We start from the raw sequence: 18086 nt of genomic DNA on the forward strand, positions 1-18086 counted from the left end.
GGGCAAGGAAACCCTGCGTAAGAAAAAACGGAAGGAGCTCGAGCAACGCATACGCCGAATCTTCTTGGATTCGTGTCGCCTTTACGGTAGCCGAAAAATAAAGGAAGCGCTAGAGCAGCAAGGCGTTTATGTGACGGGAAAAACCGTTGCACGCATCATGAAAGAACTGGGCTTTGCTTGAAATCGCGAACCATCAAGAAGTATAAAGCAACTACGAACTCTAAGCCTAACTTACCCGTACATGAAAACGTGCTGGACCGCGCGGCGAAGTTCTCCACTATTCAGATCGTGGTAGCCAGTATGCTTTCCTGGAATACCAAGCACGATTGCAGAAATACGGGATGAAAAGCAGCATGAGCCGCAAAGACAATTACTACGATAACGCGTGTACAAGCCAAGAAGAGCATATTCGTGTATATTACCTGCTTCTATAATGGCAAACAAATTCATTCTGCCATCGGGTACTTAACGCCCAACCAATGCGAACGTGTGTACCGTCCCGCGGCGTAATCTTCTCAATTCTATGTGTCCAATCTATTCATTCACCTTTACTACACCCTAAAACAAGCTGCGGATTAACTTTTTTCTGTCTTCCTTTCTTTGGGGCTTCTTCTTTTCATTTGATTGGTTTCACTCCCGGGTTGCTACGAAAGACTATGTGGGTTTTATCTGTATCAACAATAATGCGTGCTTTTACATTCCTCTCTTACTCCAAATCCAGAAACTGATGATTGGACATATCACAACAATCCCGGTTAAGTACACCCAGAAGATCATACTTCCTTGTCCGCAAAGTACTCTCAAAATACTGACAAACGGATCATGCAGAAAACGAAGTTCAGAGACGATGACATAACTGCCAAGCAACCCTAAAATGGTGCATGCATACACAATTGAAACTCGTGTGATAAGGATAGAAAAAACACTGCATATCACAAGCACCGCAATGCTAGTCAGTACAAGAAGGAGATCGTATTGGATCGTTAGCCACAACACATTGCCATATCCAATCGATTCTGGCACTAAGTACACCACTGTCGATTGCGGATGAGAAAAGAACAACCATCCACACGCTAGCGAGACCAGCGTTGTCCCAAAGATAAACGAGACAATCAAAACGATCTGTGTAAGTAATTTAACTAGCCAGTGCTGATAGCGATCGAACGAACGTAACATATATATGCGATACGCACCCGAATGTATCTCATCAGCAAGCGACTCTACAAATAAGCCCGGCAACACAAACAATTGCAACAAGAACGACATATCCTTCATAATGAATACCGGCAGATTTAGTGCATCAACCGAAAACCACGAGCTTAGGTCAATTTTAATACCGCCTGTTAGACGTAAGAATCCAATATCGATCAATAGAGCGAGTAGATAAACGCATCCAAACGCTCGAATCCGCTTCCCCTTCCATATCCGTTCCAGTTCACTGATCCACAAGCCAGTGTTCACACGCCAACACTCCTAATTTAAATAATCTGCTCTCGTAAATTTTCTCCGAGCAGCTACAATACATACGAAAAAGTAAATAACTAAACCCACGGCTATTGAAATTTGTGCATATTCATCGCCCGTCAATGCCTTCTCCACACCAACAATCTGCATACCTGGAATTAACCCTGCATAAATCAAGGCAAGCAAGAATGCATTTTCCGTTATTAAAGGACTTCCCGGATCGAAAATACTTGTAGCAAATATTGATATAATGATATAGATCATCGCAATACCAATTGTACGGGCCGCAGTCCTACAGTACATGGCAATCCAAATAAACAAACCGCCCCCCCCGATCAATGTAGCGAAATCAAGTGCATATTGTTTCAAAGTATAGAATAGTATTGCAACATTTGTGGAAGGAATCCTATTCCCTGATATCATTACCTCTGGGGGAGATGGAAGTTTCATTACGCCAAAAATCGTGAACGATACGCCTAAAATAACCATCATCAACAGGATGAATAAATTCATTATCATCCATTTGCTAACAAAGATTTGACCCCGAGAATAGCTTCTTAAAAAAAACATTCGCAATTTACCACCCTGAAACTCTTCTGTGTATAAGAGACCAGCCAACAGCGCGACCATTAAATTCCCAAATAAATATATACTTTCTTTCATCCCTCTCGATGCCGACATGCTCGCAGCTACATAGAATGGGCTATCAGGTAGATGTCGCTGATCAACCCACACAAAATATGTTATCAATGCATAAGCAAACGGAATGCAAGAAACTAATATGAACCATGCCCATTTCTGATGGATCAACTTCTCGAATTCAATCCTGATTAACACTTTCATGACAACATCAACTCCAAGAATGCGTCTTCTAGCCTCTGACCATCCACAATCAAATCATTCACATTCCCCGTCCATATGACCACCCCTGCTCGAATAACAATGAGATGGTCACACATGAGTTGCAGCTCATCTAGAAGGTGGCTGGATACGAAGAATGATAAACCTCGTGATTCCCTCAGCCGGAGGATCAGATTACGAAGTTCCCGCATACCTAGCGGATCAAGTCCATTGGATGGCTCATCCAAAAGCAGCAGGTCGGGGGACCCTAACATAGCTTGCGCGATACCTAATCGTTGCTTCATCCCTAACGAATAAGTCTTCACTTTATCATCTGCTCGGGACTGCAATTCCACACTCTGGAGCAACTGATCGATGTGCTTTTCTCGATCTGCTGAGCGAATTTCAGAGTGCAATCGAGATAAATTTCGAAGCACCTGCCTTCCGGTCATATACTCAAAAAAGATGGGGGATTCTATAATCGCCCCTACATTAGCTAGTGCCTGTTTTCTCTGCTTTTGCACATCATATGTCCCAATGCGAATCGCTCCGCTTGTTGGCTGGATAAGCCCTGTCATTAATCGCATTAATGTTGTTTTTCCTGCTCCATTAGGACCTATAAATCCGTAGATCATACCTTTTTCCAATTTAAAGGACGTCTCTTGAATAAGAGTCTTATTACCTATTCGCTTCGTCACACGATCCACTTCCAGAATCAGTTCGGTCATCAGTCACACCTCTGTATGCTATATTGGTTACTCTCTTCCTTTCACTACAAAAAAGTGCAGACATCTGTCTTGCATTAGCCCACACGACTAACAACTAGACAGAAGCCTGCAGAACGTTAACATTACTGACTACATATGATCATACTTGGTTTTTTATTAACAAAGTCTCGATGTTGTTTTACCACAAGGCACAGTTCCGCACTCACTAGATCCACAATTCGGTCCAGTAATACATCCTGGAGTGCAAGCAAACACACTGGTAACTTGAGGCTCGATTTTACCAACATTTTTGCTTACTTGTACATCAAGATCAAATTGATTATTAGACATAATAACTACCTCCTCAGATTTTCATTGTCTCTCGGTATTTCACCAAGCTAGACAAATTCCTAATTAGAGAAGCAGTGATAGCAATCTATACCGGCGCCAATACAGATAGCGCGATCCAGCTCCTCTATTACAAATTATATTATAGATTCTATTTTTTACTAGGGTTACATTTTTCTCCCCCTATCGCATAACGTAATTGTTATCAAACAATCCTCGCCGTCTTGCTACTTTGACTGCGTCTTTGCAACTACCCACATCTAGCTTTGTGAGTATATGTTTCACATGTGTTTTAATTGTTTCCGGTTCGACATGCAGAACTTCGCTTATTTTTGATTTAGAGTACCCTTCGTGTAGATACACGATTACTTGTCGCTCGGTCCGCGTAAGGGAGCGTTCAAGCTCTTCCAATCTTAGTTTGCGGAACTCATCGCACAGCACGCTAGCAGCGTCAGGATGAATCGCTACGCGATTATGATACGCATCGCGAATAGCCGCAGCAAGATCCGTGTAGTTCTTCTTCATAATATAGTTGACGGCTCCAACGCTAAAGGAGTCTGCAATCACTTCCAAATTATCTACTGAAGATAAGATAATAATGCTAACATGTTTTCTCATCAAAATCTCTCTCACTGCATCCAACCCATCATACTGCGAAGAGGTCAGTGTTACATCCATCACGATAACATCGACTTTATACTGTTCTGCAAAATGAATGGCTTCCTGCTCCGTTGCTATACTTGCGACATATTTCATATCTGGCTGCTGCTTCACATATTTGCAGATTAAATCACGCCATACCGAATCAGTCTCCACATGTAACACACTGATAAACTCCATAATTTGTAATAGCTGCGCAATATTTCCTAACAACAAACCTAAAGGTATACTTTTTAGCGCAGCAAGTACCTCCTTTTCATTTTGTAATTCTTGGTACTAGACAACGTTTTCTTAAACGTACGGGCCTCCTTGAAATACGACGATCAACAGCACCAGAGATGTTACCCATAAAAATACGTTTTTCACATTTCATTTACATGGGGTAGTATCAGCTACGCTGGAACTACCCCATGTTGCAGCGATATATTCAATATAATCATGTAGTACATTTATATCTCCCGACAAAAGCTTATATACGTAAGTATTGCCTTCCGCCCATTGTTGAAACAAACCAATCCAGTGTCGGGTATCCTCATCAGTCTCTATGGCCCAATCTAAATCAGCGTAGTCATATGTATATTGTAGAACTTGTTGATAATCGCCTTGGGCTTCACAGACACTAGCACACAGTAGATCAGCATAAATGATGTACACAAAGATGGGACGACTTAGCTTCTTGGCGGAATCATCACGCTCTCGACTTTCTTGTTGATGTTTCATCGAATATTGGATTTCCGCTTTAGCCCTCATTTCCTCGCCATTTCGTCAAACTTGTCCCATTTACGCAAAGACCTATACATTAGCCAGATCCTTCAATACGTTAAGCTGCTCTATTTCATCCAGTCGTTCGACAAAAGCTTCAAAAACGGCTACTGCTCTGACATTTCGGCTTTGATCGTCTCCAACCTGAATCGTGAATATACGATACTGACAGACTGCCAAGCGCTCGGAGTGCTTATATCTTTCCATTTCTGAAATATTCTAACATATAAACAGTGCAGCAGCATGTTGTCGCTGTGAAAATAATGTTTCTGCAATTTGATATAGTCTGGGAAAGTACATAAGCTTGTCCATAATATGTCCAACCATTCGACGGATCGCTTCCAGCTTGTCCAGCTCCGTACAACGATATAACAATGGTTCAATTCGTCTCATGTTTAGGGGGAGGTCAATGATGTAGTTTTCTATGTATAGATCGTAAAAGTGACCTTCCGATAAACCCATAGTCACAGTGATTCGATCAAGCTGCTGCACGGAAAGTGGACGATGCTGAATAATCCAATTACTAAGTGTTCTTTGATGGACACCTGAATATTCCGCAAATTGAGCCAGTGTCATATCGTTTAGTTTTATATAATCTTCAAACTTCGCCGAAACTGTAGGTGTATTGTACAAAAATAACCACCCCTTATCAGGAACATATAGAAAATCAACTCATGAAACGAGGACTACTGCAATCAGATGAATCGCATAGACCTTTCCGCAATTCATCATACCATTTTTTAGAATAAAATCATATACATATCAAAATTTACTTAGGATACCTATTTAGATACTTGCAATGATTTCATTATTAAGGGTGTCGCCATTTTTCTTATGTCAGTATTTTCATAATTCAATTTCCAACGCTCGTAGTTACAATATATAGACGAACTAAAACGTTTCGATTTATATATTGCTGATTGGAAAACGCCCCTGGGCTGCTATTAGACCGGAACCAGGCATGACCGATGCTTATCCGAATTTGCAACCGGTACTGACTCGCCCGATCAATTGGGAACTGGTTAGGCAGCAGTACAACCAAATGATGAAGTATGCTACTGCTTTACGCCCAAGCTGGTTACCGATATTACATACATACGAGCTGGAGAGCGGTTTGTATATCTCTCTGTCATTCAAGATCTGTTTAGCTATGAAATTGTGGCTTGGCGTCTTTCGGAACGAAATGACCTTGCTCTAGTTAGCGAGACGCTAGACGTTCTAAGTAAGAACGTGAACATGGAGGGTGTCATTCTCCATTCAGACCAGGGGTTTCAGTATACCTCCAAGCCGTTTAACCGCAAACTTAAGCGGCTTGGAATGCTTGGAAGCCATTCAAGGCGTGGAAATTGCCTAGACAATGCCTGTATAGAATCCTTCTTTTCCCATCTTAAAACAGAGAAGATTTATTTAACGAAACCCGGAACCCTAGCGGGGGTAGAACAACACGTACGGGAGTATATCTTATTTTATAATGAAAATAGATTTCAGAAAAAATTAAACAACCGTTCCCCGATTGAATACCGAGAAACGGTTGCCGCTTAAAGATGTCTTTTTAGTTCTGTCTACTTGACAGGGGTATGACCAAATTTCTCCAAGGTATTTCTCCTAAACCCTTACTTCCAAATCTCGTCCGCAATCTCTTTAATGAAAGCAAGCTTTTTCCACTGCTGCTCTTCTGTCAGAATATTGCCCTCTTCTGTCGAAGCAAAGCCGCATTGTGGGCTGAGGCAGATGTGGTTGATGTCGACGAATTGAGTCGCTTCCTTAATACGGTTAATGACCGTCTGCTTGTCTTCCAGTTCACCCGTTTTGGAGGAAACGAGGCCTAGTACGACCTGCTTTTGATCTTTCAGATGCTTAAGCGGTGTGAAATCACCTGCACGGTCGGTATCGAATTCGAGGTAGTAGCCGTCGATGTTGTCGATGCCGAACAGAGTTTCAGCTACAGGCTCATAGCCGCCAGAGGATGCCCAGGTGGAATGGTAGTTACCACGGCATACGTGGGTCGTAACGACCAAATCGGCTGGGAGATCATTCACCGTTTCCTGATTCACACGGGCAAACAGCTTTTTGGTATCTTCCACATTCTCACCCGCATGCTGTCTAGCTTCCCAATAGTTTTTATCACAGAGCATACCCCATGTGCAATCATCTAGTTGTAAGCTGCGGCAGCCCTCATTGTACAACGCTTGAATCACGGATTTGTAAGCTTTGGCGATATCCGTCACCAGCTCATCCAGATTGCTGTAATACGTGTCGGTTGTTTCTTTATTTTCGCCACGCAACAGCTCAGCCAGAAATTGCGCAGGTGCCGGAATCGTTTGGCGCGCGATGGCATCCTCACCTGCTACTTGCTTCAGGAATTTGAAATCTTCAATGAAAGGGTGACGGGAATGTCCGATTTTACCGGACAAGCGTGCGGTTTCCGCTCTTGTTTCCACACCTTGGAATTGGTAGCCGTTCGAAAGCTGTACCTTTTCCACGCCGTCCAGACCCCACATAAAATCAAGATGCCACCAGGAGCGTCTGAATTCACCGTCTGTCACGGCTTGAAGTCCTACGGATTTTTGCTTTTCCACTAGCTTGATAATTTCGTTATCTTCAATCTTTCTCAGCTCGTCCGCAGAGATTTCATTATTTTGAAATTGAATTCTGGCGTCTTTAATTGCTTGCGGGCGCAAAAAGCTTCCGACCATATCATGTCTAAAAGGGGTCACTTTACGTTGGGATGCATTGTCAAGGATGCTGCTCATTAGGGTTATCTCCTTTTTCGCTTCTGTAGTGAAGTTCTTGTAAGAAAGATAACATACATTTTCAGTTATAAGGTAACTCCAATAAACTATAGCTAGTTATAGCCTAAGGCTATATCCAACCTTTTATTCCCCTATCGCCTCATGCAGCGCTTCTACATAGACGGTAGCCAGCTTGGAGAGCGCAGCGTTTTTATGGCAAATCCATCCCACATTAATAGACTCATCACATTCCAGAGGGACGGAAATAATGTCGTTACCGTTCAGATCCGCACTGATCACCCCGGTAGAAATCGTATAGCCGTTCAAGCCAATGAGCAAATTAAAAAGGGTCGCCCGGTCATGGACACGAATGCTTTTGGGATGTGATAACGTACTGAGAATCTCCTCGGAAAAGTGAAAGGAATTGTACTCCCCTTGTTCAAAGGACAAATACGGATACGGATGAAGCTGATCAATGGTCACGATAGACTGTCGGGATAGCGGATTATTGGCACTGATAAAAATATGCGGCTTGGCCGTAAACAGGCTATTGAATTGCAGATTCGCATCTTTTAGCAGCTTGTTAATGACCTTGGCGTTAAATTCGTTCAGATACAGGATTCCAATCTCACTGCGCAGGCTTTTGACATCCTGTATGATTTCATGGGTTTTGGTCTCTCGTAAAGCCAATTCATACTCTTCTTGACCATATTGATTCACCAGATTCACAAATGCATTTACAGCAAAAGCGTAATGCTGCGTGGACACAGCAAAATGCTGTGGTGAAGGCTTGGCATCCAGATAGCGACTTTCCAGCAGCTCCGCCTGCTCAACGACCTGGCGTGCATAACCGAGGAATTCCACGCCTTCCTTGGACAAAGAAATCCCCTTATTGGTACGCTCAAAAATGGTGATATGAATTTCTTCCTCCAAATCACGAATCGCGTTCGACAGACTGGGCTGGGAAATGAACAACCGCTTTGCCGCCTCATTCATGGAACCGCGATTGGCAACCTCAATGACATATTTTAATTGTTGTAAGGTCAATGCATAATGTCCTTTCCGTTTGTGTTTCTTCTATTATATAATACATAATCACACTTCTGGAAAAGGGATAATTGTTGCTTAAATGAAATCAACCTCTCCCCCTAAGGTTTAAAAAATATAAACACCTCCCTAAATGGAAATCTTCCATTTAGAGAGGTGCTCTAGTTACGATACTTTAATTAACGAATTTCACCGTTTGTGGAGATCAACTTTTGATACCAATAGAAGCTTTGTTTACGAATACGACGCAGATCCTTGAGATCAAACTCCTCACGATCCACATAGATAAACCCGTAACGCTTGCTGGAGCCCTGATGGGTACTAACAAGATCAATCGCAGACCACGGACAGAAGCCGAATACTTCTACACCGTCTGTAATAGCCAGTTGAATCTGCTCGATATGTTTCTTGAAAAAGTCAATGCGGTAAGGATCATTCACTAAATCCCCTTCTTCAAGCTTGTCAAAAGCGCCCAAGCCGTTCTCTGTCACGATTAAAGGCAAGTGGTAGCGAGAATAAATTTGGCGTAATGTGGTTCTAAAACCGACCGGATCAATCTCCCAACCAAACTCCGTCGTTTGCAGGTTGGGGTTGACGGAACCTCGATATGCTCCGGGTTCACCCACAATTTCATGCTGATCTCCTGTATGTGAAAAATCATTTCCGTCATCTAAACTTTCTCCTACGGTTTGAGAGGTATAATAATTAAATGCGATAAAGTCCGGGTTCCCCTTCGCTAAAATGTCCATATCCCCTTCTTCAATGACAGGCTCATAGCCTTTCTCGACCAAATAGCTCCACGCAATGTGATTGTAACGGCCAAATACAGCCATATCCAGATAGAGCCAGTTGCGAATCGCTGCATAGTTATCAGCCGCCAGTGTATCTTCCGGCTTGGAACTGGCTGGATAGATAACCCCGATATTCGGCGCAGGTCCAATTTTCGCGTCAGGTAGCATTTCATGGCACAATACCATTGCTTTCGCCTGCGCGACTAACATATGATGATTTTGTTGATACAGTACCCTTTGTGGATTTTCGAGACTTGTATCTAATGTGCCAATAGAACCGGGATGGAGAATCAGCATGTTCTGCTCATTAATGGTTAACCAATATTTCACCCTGTCTCCAAAGTTCTCAAACAATGTTTTGGCATACTGTTCGAAGGCATCAATCGTCTCCCTCTTCGACCAACCGCCTTGTTTTTCAAGAGCATAAGGCAGATCAAAATGATACATAGTAACAATCGGTTCAATCCCGTATTTAATTAGTTCATCAATTAATGAGCTGTAAAACGCAATTCCCTTCTGATTAACTTCACCTGCGCCCTGGGGATAAATACGTGTCCAAGCAATAGAGAAACGATATGCTTTAAAGCCCATTTCAGCCATCAGAGCTACGTCTTCTTTGAACATATGGTAATGATCACTGGTTACCTTAAAATCAGTGACCCCTTCGACGTGATTAGCCATGTCAATGACAGAAGGTCCTTTTCCATCTTCGTCCCATGCACCCTCTACTTGATAAGCGGAAGTGGAAGCTCCCCAGAAAAAATTTTCAGGAAATGCCTTCAATTGATTATGTTTCATGATCTAGTCCCTCCAGTTATAGTTATATCCTTCTGATGTTCGCAATTCATATATGTGATGATGATGCTTGCCAGTATCACACAACCAAAGTTAACAATACTTCATTTTTTTGAATCTGCTCCTGATTTGTCTCAAATACGTCCACTTTATGTTGCGTAAGTGTGACGATGACAGGCGTTACGATTTCGTATCCTGCTTCAATAATCTGCTCCCTGTCAAATTGGATTAACAAATCGCCCTGTTTCACGCTGTCGCCCTCTTTAACCACTGGATTAAAATGCTTCCCTTTCAGCGCAACGGTGTTAATTCCGATATGAATTAATATCTCTGTACCTGCACTGGAAGTCAATCCTATGGCATGTCCTGTGGGGAACAGCGAGGTTACGACCCCATCTATTGGCGCTACAACCTCGCCGACAGACGGTTCAATGGCTAACCCTTTTCCCATAGCCCCTGTAGAAAATGCAGAATCATTCACTTGACTCAGTGGTGTGGTCCTGCCTGTGATCGGGCTGTAGATTGTTTCTTTCTTGATATCAACGGCCTTGGTTGCTGTAACAACAGGCTCTGGTTCTGCTGTTTTCACGGATTCAACTGTTTCTGGGGCCTCCCCCTTCACCTTGCTTTCATATCCAAAAATAAGGATCAGCATCGTTGCAGCTATAAATGAACATGCAATGGCGATAACATAAATTAAGGTTGGCGTATATACTGGAATCGCAAAAATGTTGTGAAAAACATAAGCCGTCATTTTCACCCCAAAATGTCCATTGATGGCACCGCCTATAGCCCCTGCAATAATAACGATTGGAATGACACGTTTAAAGCGAAGTACAAGTCCATACACTATCGGCTCTGTCACACCAGCCAGCAATCCTGTAATACTCGTGGAACCAGCAAGAGTTCTAAGTGTTTTATCTTTTCTCGCCTTCAGGAAGATACCAAATGCGACACCAATTTGAGCAAATACAGCTGCTGCAGCCATCGCCTCAATCGGATCACCGCCAACACCGATATTTTGAATCGTAATGGGTGTAAAACCCCAGTGAAGTCCGAAGACGACCATAAAGGTCATAAAACCGCCAAGAACAATCCCTGACAAAATGCCACTTACACCGATTAACCATGTCACACCTGAAGAAATCCAATCTCCTACCCCTGTACCGAAAGGTCCGAAAGCCATCGCAGATAGCGGAACCATAATCATTAAAGCCAGCATCGGAACTAAAAATAGTTGTAAATCCTTAAGAATGATCTTCTTCAAAAACTTATCCACCAACGCATATATGCTAATGGATATGAAAATCGGGAAAACACTGGCGGAGTAGTTCATCATGACCACTGGTATTCCTAAAAACGATACATCAGAGCCTTTGTCCATCAGCCCCGTAAAGTTGGGTTCCATGAGAGCCGCACCGATCACACCAGCTACATAAGGATTCGCCTTCAGCTTTATACCAAGCGTGATCCCAAGCAAAATCGGCAAAAAGTAAAACACAGCATTCCCTGCAGCAGACAGGATCATATAAGTATCACTTGTTGCAGACATCCATCCCAGCAAGGTCAAAACCGTCAGGAGTGCTTTTATCATTCCCGAGCCCGCCATCGCCGGAATCAACGGGGAGAAACTGCCGGAAATGACTTCAAAGATTGTGGATATGACCGATGTTTTTTTACCACTAGATTCACTGGCTGTAGAGGAATTCGATTCAAAATTCCTGTTTTTCATGATCTCCGCATATACATAGGCAACATGGCTGCCAATAACAACTTGAAATTGTCCTCCGCTTTCAACAACTGTAATGATCCCCTCGTGCTTCTCAAGCGCTTCTCTTTCGGCTTTTCGTGAATCCTTCAGGTCAAATCGGAGTCGTGTAGCACAATGGACAAGCCCATTGATATTTTCTTCTCCTCCAACGAGACGTACGATGTCTTCGCCCATTTTCTTATGGTCCATGTTCATTCTCCTCTTGGGCAGATTGCCTGAAAACAAAAAAATACCTAAACGAAAGGCCTGTATGATCAAAGAACATGATCACTGCCATTCATTTAGGTATCGCCTGCTTAACCAGTAACAATCCTTATATTTAAGTTGTGAGCCTACTATAAATCACTTAGAAATCGTTTGCAAGCTTTTTTTTCTAAGAAGTAGCCATATCGTTTCTGGAGGTTACACGCTGTATATGAATCGTCAAATACACTTTTTCGTCAATTGACATAGCACTTTCATGCTTTAATTCCAAATATTGATTGATTAATTGGGTGCATTGAAAAGCCCTCGCATATTTATCTTTGACCTGATCATACAAGAAATTGTCACCTGAAGCCAGTTGCTCTTGTTCATTGCTCAGCAATCGTTGGGCAAAGTACTGCAAATGAGTAATAAACCGGGAATAATTGAACGAAGTTTCATCCAGTGTAATCTGATAGTAATCGGTTACAATGTTGAAAATATCATCAATGACCTCGGTAATCTCAACCGTTTGTTTCATTCCCTGACCGTCTTGTCTTGCATTTACAAAATGCATAGCAATAAAGCTGGCTTCATGCTCATCCATTTGGATGCCAAATTGAGCATGGATGATATCCAATGCATTCATTCCAATCATAAATTCTTTCTTGTAAAATTTTTTAATTTGCCATAACAGTGAATTTTTAAGTCCCACGGATTTTCTGTATCGAGAGATGGCAAATTGAATATGGTCAATCAGAGAAATATAGATATTATCACTAAAAATATCTCCCATTTCCCTTTTCGCGCTGCCTACAATTTCATCCGCCACCTTTAAATACTCTACAGATGTTTCTCCAATGAGATCAATTAATTTTTGCGGAATTTTATCAGACTTTAATACAAAGGTTTTTTCTATTTTTTCCTCATCAACCCTCTGACCATTTTTCTTTTTAAAGCCCAGACCATTCCCGATGACAACAAATTCATGACCCACCTGATTTTCGGCCCGGATGACATTGTTGTTAAATATTTGCCGGATGATCATTTATCTGCTCACCTCATTGATGTAATGACAAAGTTTGTAATAACAAAAAAAACCAAATAACGACTAAATCAATTAGTCATTATTTGGGTATCGCCTGCTAACCAGTAACAATCCCGAAGGGCACTTGACCCTTCATTCAATTACTCTTACTATACCGCTTTCAAAGCAGAATAACAATACAATCATGCTGAAAAGTCTTCTGGGAAGATCGTTTATGAACAAATCAGATAAAAATACTGAGTATCATCACGATACCAAAAGCACTGAACCCGAGAATGGTTTCCATGACTGTCCACGTTTTCAGCGTTTGAGGTACGGACAGGTTCATGTATTCTTTAACAATCCAGAAGCCGGAGTCATTCACGTGGGACAAAATGATCGAGCCTGCTCCGGTAGCCAACACCAGTAGCTCCGGGCTCACCCCCGGCATCGTGACTGCAATCGGAGCGACAATACCTGCCGCCGTCGTCATGGCTACCGTGGCGGAACCAACGGCGGCCCGGATAAGACCTGCAATCACAAAGGCCAATACAAGCGGAGACAAATGTGCATGCTGGGCAAAACCTGCAATCGCATCTCCTACACCGCTGGCAGTCAGAATCTTGTTGAAACCACCGCCTGCACCGATCAGCAGGATGATAGAAGCAACCGGACCCAGGCAATCGTTCGTAAACTTCAATAGCTGCTTGCTATCGAAGTTGCGTGCATAACCAAAAGAGTAAAGCGAGAACAGCAAAGCAATCAGCAACGCAATAATCGGACTGCCGATGAAATCAATGACCTGTCTGAAGACGTTGGCTTCTGGCAAAATCAGATCGACAATCGTCGCCAGCAGCATCAGGATAACGGGAAGCATAATGGTGAAGAGTGTAATACCAAAGCCCGGCAATTCTCTTTCTTTCGTTTCTGTAAATTGTTCCATCAATTCACTCGAAGTCTCCACCTTGATACGTTTGGAAATCCAGCTTCCGTAGATCGGACCCGCAATCGCTGCGGACGGCAATGCTACGATAAGCGCAAGGAAGATCGTTTTACCAATATTCGCGTTAAAGATACCTACTGCCAGCATCGCTGCCGGATGCGGAGGGATAAGACTATGCACAACCGCCAATCCAGCCACGAGAGAAATTCCGATTTTGATCAGCGAAGTTCCGGTATGCTTGGCGATTACGAATACGAGCGGAAACAACAGTACGATACCTACCTGAATGAATACCGGGATACCACAAATAACAGCGACCACCATCATGGCCCAGTGAACATTTTTCTCACCGAACACCCGCACCATGGTCTTGGCAATCTGCTCCGCACCACCAGACTCAGCCATCAGCTTACCCAGCATCGTACCCAGACCAAGAACAATGGCGATAAAACCGAGCACACTGGCCACACCTTCTTGATAAGCTGTCACAATACTTTTCAGCGGCATACCTGCAATTAGACCCATGAATACAGCACCGACGATGAGCGCGACAAATGGGTTCATTTTGACTTTAGCGATCAGCACAATCAGTCCAATAATAGAAATAAGTGCATACAATAACAAACTTGCATCATGACTGAGTCCGAATACGGAATACATGTTATAACCCCCTCATTAAGTAAGCGCTCTCTAAGTTTGTTGAAAAACAGGGGTTAACCCTGCTCGTTTTCAATTTTCTCTACGGTTTCCAGCAATGTTCGTTCTCCGCCCACATTACCAGGGAACACAATATACGGAATGCCGCTGAATTTGGCTTCGTTTCCGGTCAGCCACACAGGGATGCCTGCCGCAACCTGGCCGAGTACACGTGCTTTTCGGATAGCAAGACCTTTGGTTGCCACATCACTGGAAGTAATGCCGCCTTTGGCGATGATAAACTTAGGCACCGTCTCAAGCGACTGTACGATTTCGACCAGTGCACCGGATACCGTTTGACTAATTTTGAAATTATCAGCTTTATTATCTACCGCAATGAGTTTGCGGCTACTGTATACCACCACATTGTTGCCCGCAGCCAGTTGTGTATTGGCTTCTGCGATAACACGGCTTAATTCCTGTGTGTAGCCCTCAGAATCCAACACCCGTTCCACATCAATTTCAAGACCCACAATTTCCGGGTACGTAAGTAACTGCTCCAGCTGTTTTGTTGTTTTTTGAACATAGGAACCGACGACCACAATACCACCGTGACCTTCCTGTCCACTTGCAATCAGTCGTTCCTTTGGCAAATATTCCTGGTCAGATATCCCGGCATACGATTTCACAAAAGAAGCAGCTGTGCGGAAAATAAACGTTTTCCCTTGCTCTTCTGCTTTCAGCAGCCCCAGTGATACTACATCCATATCCGCATACGAAAGCACGTTGACGATGATTGGTACGTTATCCTTCGCTTGTAGCAATACTTCTTGCACAGCGTCTGGTCCCTTGCGAATCTGTTCCAGTGAAATAACAAGACATTCCGAGGCATGAATACGGCCTTCTGTCTTTTCTTCCACCCAAGCGGTTAAATCGCCGTTTTCATAGCCAAATACCTTATCCTTGGCAAACTCCGACTCATGTACGGGGATTAGCGTATCATCCTCCACCATATAGTGGGTGTTGCCTCCGGTTACTCGTCCAGCTTCGAAAAAGGCTGGAATGATCAAATGACCGTCGTAGCTCCGTCCACTTTGACGCGATCCTTCTTCTGCCAGTACGTCCGTTTCCAGCGGGTAATACCCACGCAACATGGAATCACTACGGCTGACAAAGGTAAATGATTTTCCCTTTTCGGTGGCGACAGCCTGTACGTTGCGAGCAATCTCGCGGTTAATCCGTTCTGCGGTTTGCGCATCAAGTCCGCGTGTATTGGTCAGGATATAAAAAAGCGTTTCCGGTGAGTCGAATGCTTCACGAAGCAATGCTTCATCCCACTGCGTCAAAACATCAATATCATGAACGGTTTGTACCCCGGTCGGATCATCGTCTAATACGATAATTTTCCGTCCTCTGGCGTCATTAATCCGGCGAATTTCCTGACGCAATCCTTTGCTGTCCCATTCAGGAGGCAATTCTGCTTGAAGAGCTAACAACGAAGTATATCCTGCATTTACATTCATGTGATCTCCACCTTATTCAAATTCTTGATTAGCATGCTCTACTACTCTGCTTTTACCTGTACGCCTGCGAGTTTTTCAAAATATTGCACGATTCCGCCGTGATCATCCGCCGCTTTACCATCCACTTTGAGTGCGTGGAATATTTCCAGCAGTTGGCTACTAAGTGGCAACGGTACACCGATGTCATGCGCGGTTTCCATAACGTTCGTGATGTCCTTGAGGTTAATATCAATCCGACCCCCAGCTACAAAATTCCGTTGCAAGATCAGAGGAACTTTAGCATCCAGTACCGCACTGCCTGCCAATCCACCGCGAATCGCTTGCACCATTTTTTCAATATTAATTCCCGCCTTGGCTGCAAATACAAGCGCTTCGGACATGGCCGCGATATTCAGGTTCACCATGATCTGGTTAGCCAGCTTTGCCGTTGTGCCGCAGCCGTTATCACCAACCAAGGTGATATCCTGACCCAGCACATGCAGAACATCCAAGACATGCTCAAACACTGATTCTTTGCCACCAACCATAATCGCCAATGTCCCATCAATTGCTTTCGGTTCGCCACCACTGACAGGGGCATCCAGCATGTGCAGACCAGCCTCAACGGCTTTCACCGACAGCTCTTTGGAGACGACTGGAGAAATCGAGCTCATATCAACGATAACGCTTCCAATACTAGCCCCTTTTAAAATCCCGTTCTCACCCAAAATGACTTCTTTCACATGATTGGAATTCGGCAGCATCGTAAAAATGATTTCACTGCGCTCCGCAACTTCCTTCGGGGATGCCGCTGCATGTGCGCCTGACGCAACCAAAGTAGCGACGGTTTCCTGATTAATATCAAATACGGTCAGCTCATAATCCGCTTTCAAAAGATTTAACGACATCGGACGACCCATAATACCTAATCCAATAAATCCAATTTTCTTTGTCATGTTAAAGTCCCTCCATAGCTTTTCGAATTCGATTTCCTATTCAGGATTTTAGATAAATCCATTTGTAAACGCTTTTTATCACATGTAAGCGCTATTAATTTGTATTTACATTTGCGATTGTACACAATAAATTAATTTTTGTATACAAAAATTTAAAATTTGCATCAATTTTTATCAAATACATAGGAAAGACATTGTTTAACCTCCATCTTTTCGCTAAAGTAGACGTAGAGGTGAATGACATGCAGTACAGCAGCAATAACTCTCGAACGGCGCACCAGCAATCTTATGAAACACTGCGTGATATGATCCTGAACGGAACCATCCCTCAAGGAACCAAGTTGGTCGAGGAAAAGCTTGCCACGCAGCTCGGTGTAAGCCGCACGCCTATCCGTGAATCCATCCGCAAATTGGAGCAGGAAGGGCTTATCGTCAATAAACGTGTAGTCAAGCTATCTGAAACCGACCTGCGCAATACCTTTGAGCTACGGATGCTGCTTGAAGGACATGCGGCGCGCAGCGCGGCTGCCTACTTGTCCGAGACAGAGCTACTGGCTTTGGAGCAATGTGTGGACATCGGGCGTTCCGGCTCGCTGGATGAGGTGATGCAAGCGAACAAAGAGTTTCATGAGATCATTATGAAGGCCAGTAATAATTCGATGATGATTGATTTGTTTGATCGGATGCAATCCGTTATTTATTTATTCCGTCATACGGTCGTCTACTATCATCGTCCCTTTCTGATTGATGAGCACCAGCATATTTGTGAGGCTATCCGCGCACATGACGGCGATGCAGCAGAACGGCTGATGAAGGAGCATCTGCAGGCCGATCTGGACTTTTGCCTGCATCTGATCAGATAGTCCTTCGCTTCTCCATTTGTATGCCATACCAAAAAACCGCCAAACACTCGGAATCCCTT

Annotated in this window: 16 protein-coding genes and 3 pseudogenes; 5 read left to right on the forward strand and 14 right to left on the reverse strand. The window is 43.5% G+C overall.

The annotated features are described in order from the left end of the window. The first annotated feature begins 64 nt into the window (after positions 1-64). Complete coding sequence (locus MKX30_RS27390) at positions 65-181, forward strand: IS3 family transposase (RefSeq protein ID WP_209435656.1); 117 nt, start codon at positions 65-67, stop codon at positions 179-181. A 230-nt stretch (positions 182-411) separates the two neighbouring features. Continuing rightward, positions 412-510 carry a hypothetical protein gene (locus MKX30_RS27395; protein WP_425325617.1) on the forward strand — a complete coding sequence of 33 codons (99 nt, stop codon included), beginning with the start codon at positions 412-414 and terminating at the stop codon, positions 508-510. Positions 511-693: 183 nt separating this feature from the next. Here MKX30_RS27395 and MKX30_RS13005 read toward each other — a convergent pair whose 3' ends face one another. The 6 genes and pseudogenes from MKX30_RS13005 to MKX30_RS13030 all read right to left on the reverse strand — a co-directional run. Further along, positions 694-1461: a hypothetical protein gene (locus MKX30_RS13005; protein WP_053325122.1), complete on the reverse strand. Its 768-nt coding sequence runs from the start codon at positions 1459-1461 to the stop codon at positions 694-696. Between the two features lie 12 nt (positions 1462-1473). Next, complete coding sequence (locus MKX30_RS13010; RefSeq protein WP_053325121.1) at positions 1474-2307, reverse strand: ABC transporter permease; 834 nt, start codon at positions 2305-2307, stop codon at positions 1474-1476. Continuing rightward, on the reverse strand, positions 2304-3032 hold the full coding sequence (locus tag MKX30_RS13015; protein ID WP_053325120.1) for an ABC transporter ATP-binding protein: 729 nt from the start codon (positions 3030-3032) through the stop codon (positions 2304-2306). The genes MKX30_RS13010 and MKX30_RS13015 overlap by 4 nt, the downstream gene beginning before the upstream one ends. Positions 3033-3188: 156 nt before the next feature. Next, entirely contained in the window at positions 3189-3362 is a 174-nt protein-coding gene (locus tag MKX30_RS13020) for a gallidermin/nisin family lantibiotic (protein WP_081047461.1), read from the reverse strand. 180 nt (positions 3363-3542) lie between these two features. Continuing rightward, on the reverse strand, positions 3543-4184 hold the full coding sequence (locus MKX30_RS13025; protein ID WP_338533438.1) for a response regulator transcription factor: 642 nt from the start codon (positions 4182-4184) through the stop codon (positions 3543-3545). A gap of 246 nt (positions 4185-4430) precedes the next feature. Next, positions 4431-5414, reverse strand: a pseudogene (locus MKX30_RS13030) (helix-turn-helix domain-containing protein); the annotation flags it as partial. Positions 5415-5727: 313 nt separating this feature from the next. Here MKX30_RS13030 and MKX30_RS13035 point away from each other — a divergent pair. Beyond that, positions 5728-5850, forward strand: a pseudogene (locus tag MKX30_RS13035) (Tn3 family transposase); the annotation flags it as partial. Positions 5851-5852: 2 nt separating this feature from the next. After that, positions 5853-6323: pseudogene (locus tag MKX30_RS13040) on the forward strand (IS3 family transposase); the annotation flags it as partial. A 71-nt stretch (positions 6324-6394) separates the two neighbouring features. Here MKX30_RS13040 and MKX30_RS13045 read toward each other — a convergent pair. From MKX30_RS13045 to garR, 8 genes are all read right to left on the reverse strand, one after another. Then, positions 6395-7534, reverse strand: a complete 1140-nt coding sequence (locus MKX30_RS13045; RefSeq protein WP_023987955.1) for a 5-methyltetrahydropteroyltriglutamate--homocysteine S-methyltransferase — start codon at positions 7532-7534, stop codon at positions 6395-6397. Positions 7535-7657: 123 nt separating this feature from the next. Then, on the reverse strand, positions 7658-8560 hold the full coding sequence (locus MKX30_RS13050) for a LysR family transcriptional regulator (protein ID WP_023987954.1): 903 nt from the start codon (positions 8558-8560) through the stop codon (positions 7658-7660). Positions 8561-8739: 179 nt separating this feature from the next. Continuing rightward, the gene (locus MKX30_RS13055; RefSeq protein ID WP_340958431.1) at positions 8740-10149 is read right to left on the reverse strand and encodes a glycoside hydrolase family 1 protein; all 1410 of its coding nucleotides are present in this window, start codon (positions 10147-10149) and stop codon (positions 8740-8742) included. 76 nt (positions 10150-10225) lie between these two features. Beyond that, positions 10226-12106, reverse strand: a complete 1881-nt coding sequence (locus MKX30_RS13060) for a beta-glucoside-specific PTS transporter subunit IIABC (protein WP_023987952.1) — start codon at positions 12104-12106, stop codon at positions 10226-10228. Positions 12107-12290: 184 nt separating this feature from the next. Continuing rightward, on the reverse strand, positions 12291-13148 hold the full coding sequence (gene licT / locus MKX30_RS13065) for a BglG family transcription antiterminator LicT (protein WP_023987951.1): 858 nt from the start codon (positions 13146-13148) through the stop codon (positions 12291-12293). Between the two features lie 223 nt (positions 13149-13371). After that, a complete protein-coding gene (locus MKX30_RS13070) occupies positions 13372-14730 on the reverse strand; it encodes a GntP family permease (RefSeq protein WP_028542872.1) in 1359 nt (452 codons plus the stop codon). 53 nt (positions 14731-14783) lie between these two features. Next, the gene (locus MKX30_RS13075) at positions 14784-16229 is read right to left on the reverse strand and encodes a four-carbon acid sugar kinase family protein (RefSeq protein WP_340958432.1); all 1446 of its coding nucleotides are present in this window, start codon (positions 16227-16229) and stop codon (positions 14784-14786) included. A gap of 41 nt (positions 16230-16270) precedes the next feature. Continuing rightward, entirely contained in the window at positions 16271-17164 is an 894-nt protein-coding gene (gene garR, locus MKX30_RS13080; protein ID WP_341062888.1) for a 2-hydroxy-3-oxopropionate reductase, read from the reverse strand. 242 nt (positions 17165-17406) lie between these two features. On the opposite strand from garR, the gene MKX30_RS13085 reads away from it, so the two are divergent. Further along, complete coding sequence (locus MKX30_RS13085; RefSeq protein WP_023987947.1) at positions 17407-18027, forward strand: GntR family transcriptional regulator; 621 nt, start codon at positions 17407-17409, stop codon at positions 18025-18027. The last annotated feature ends 59 nt before the right edge of the window (positions 18028-18086 follow it).

The organism is Paenibacillus sp. FSL P2-0173, assembly GCF_038008045.1.
GTDB classification, from domain to species: Bacteria; Bacillota; Bacilli; order Paenibacillales; family Paenibacillaceae; genus Paenibacillus; species Paenibacillus polymyxa_B.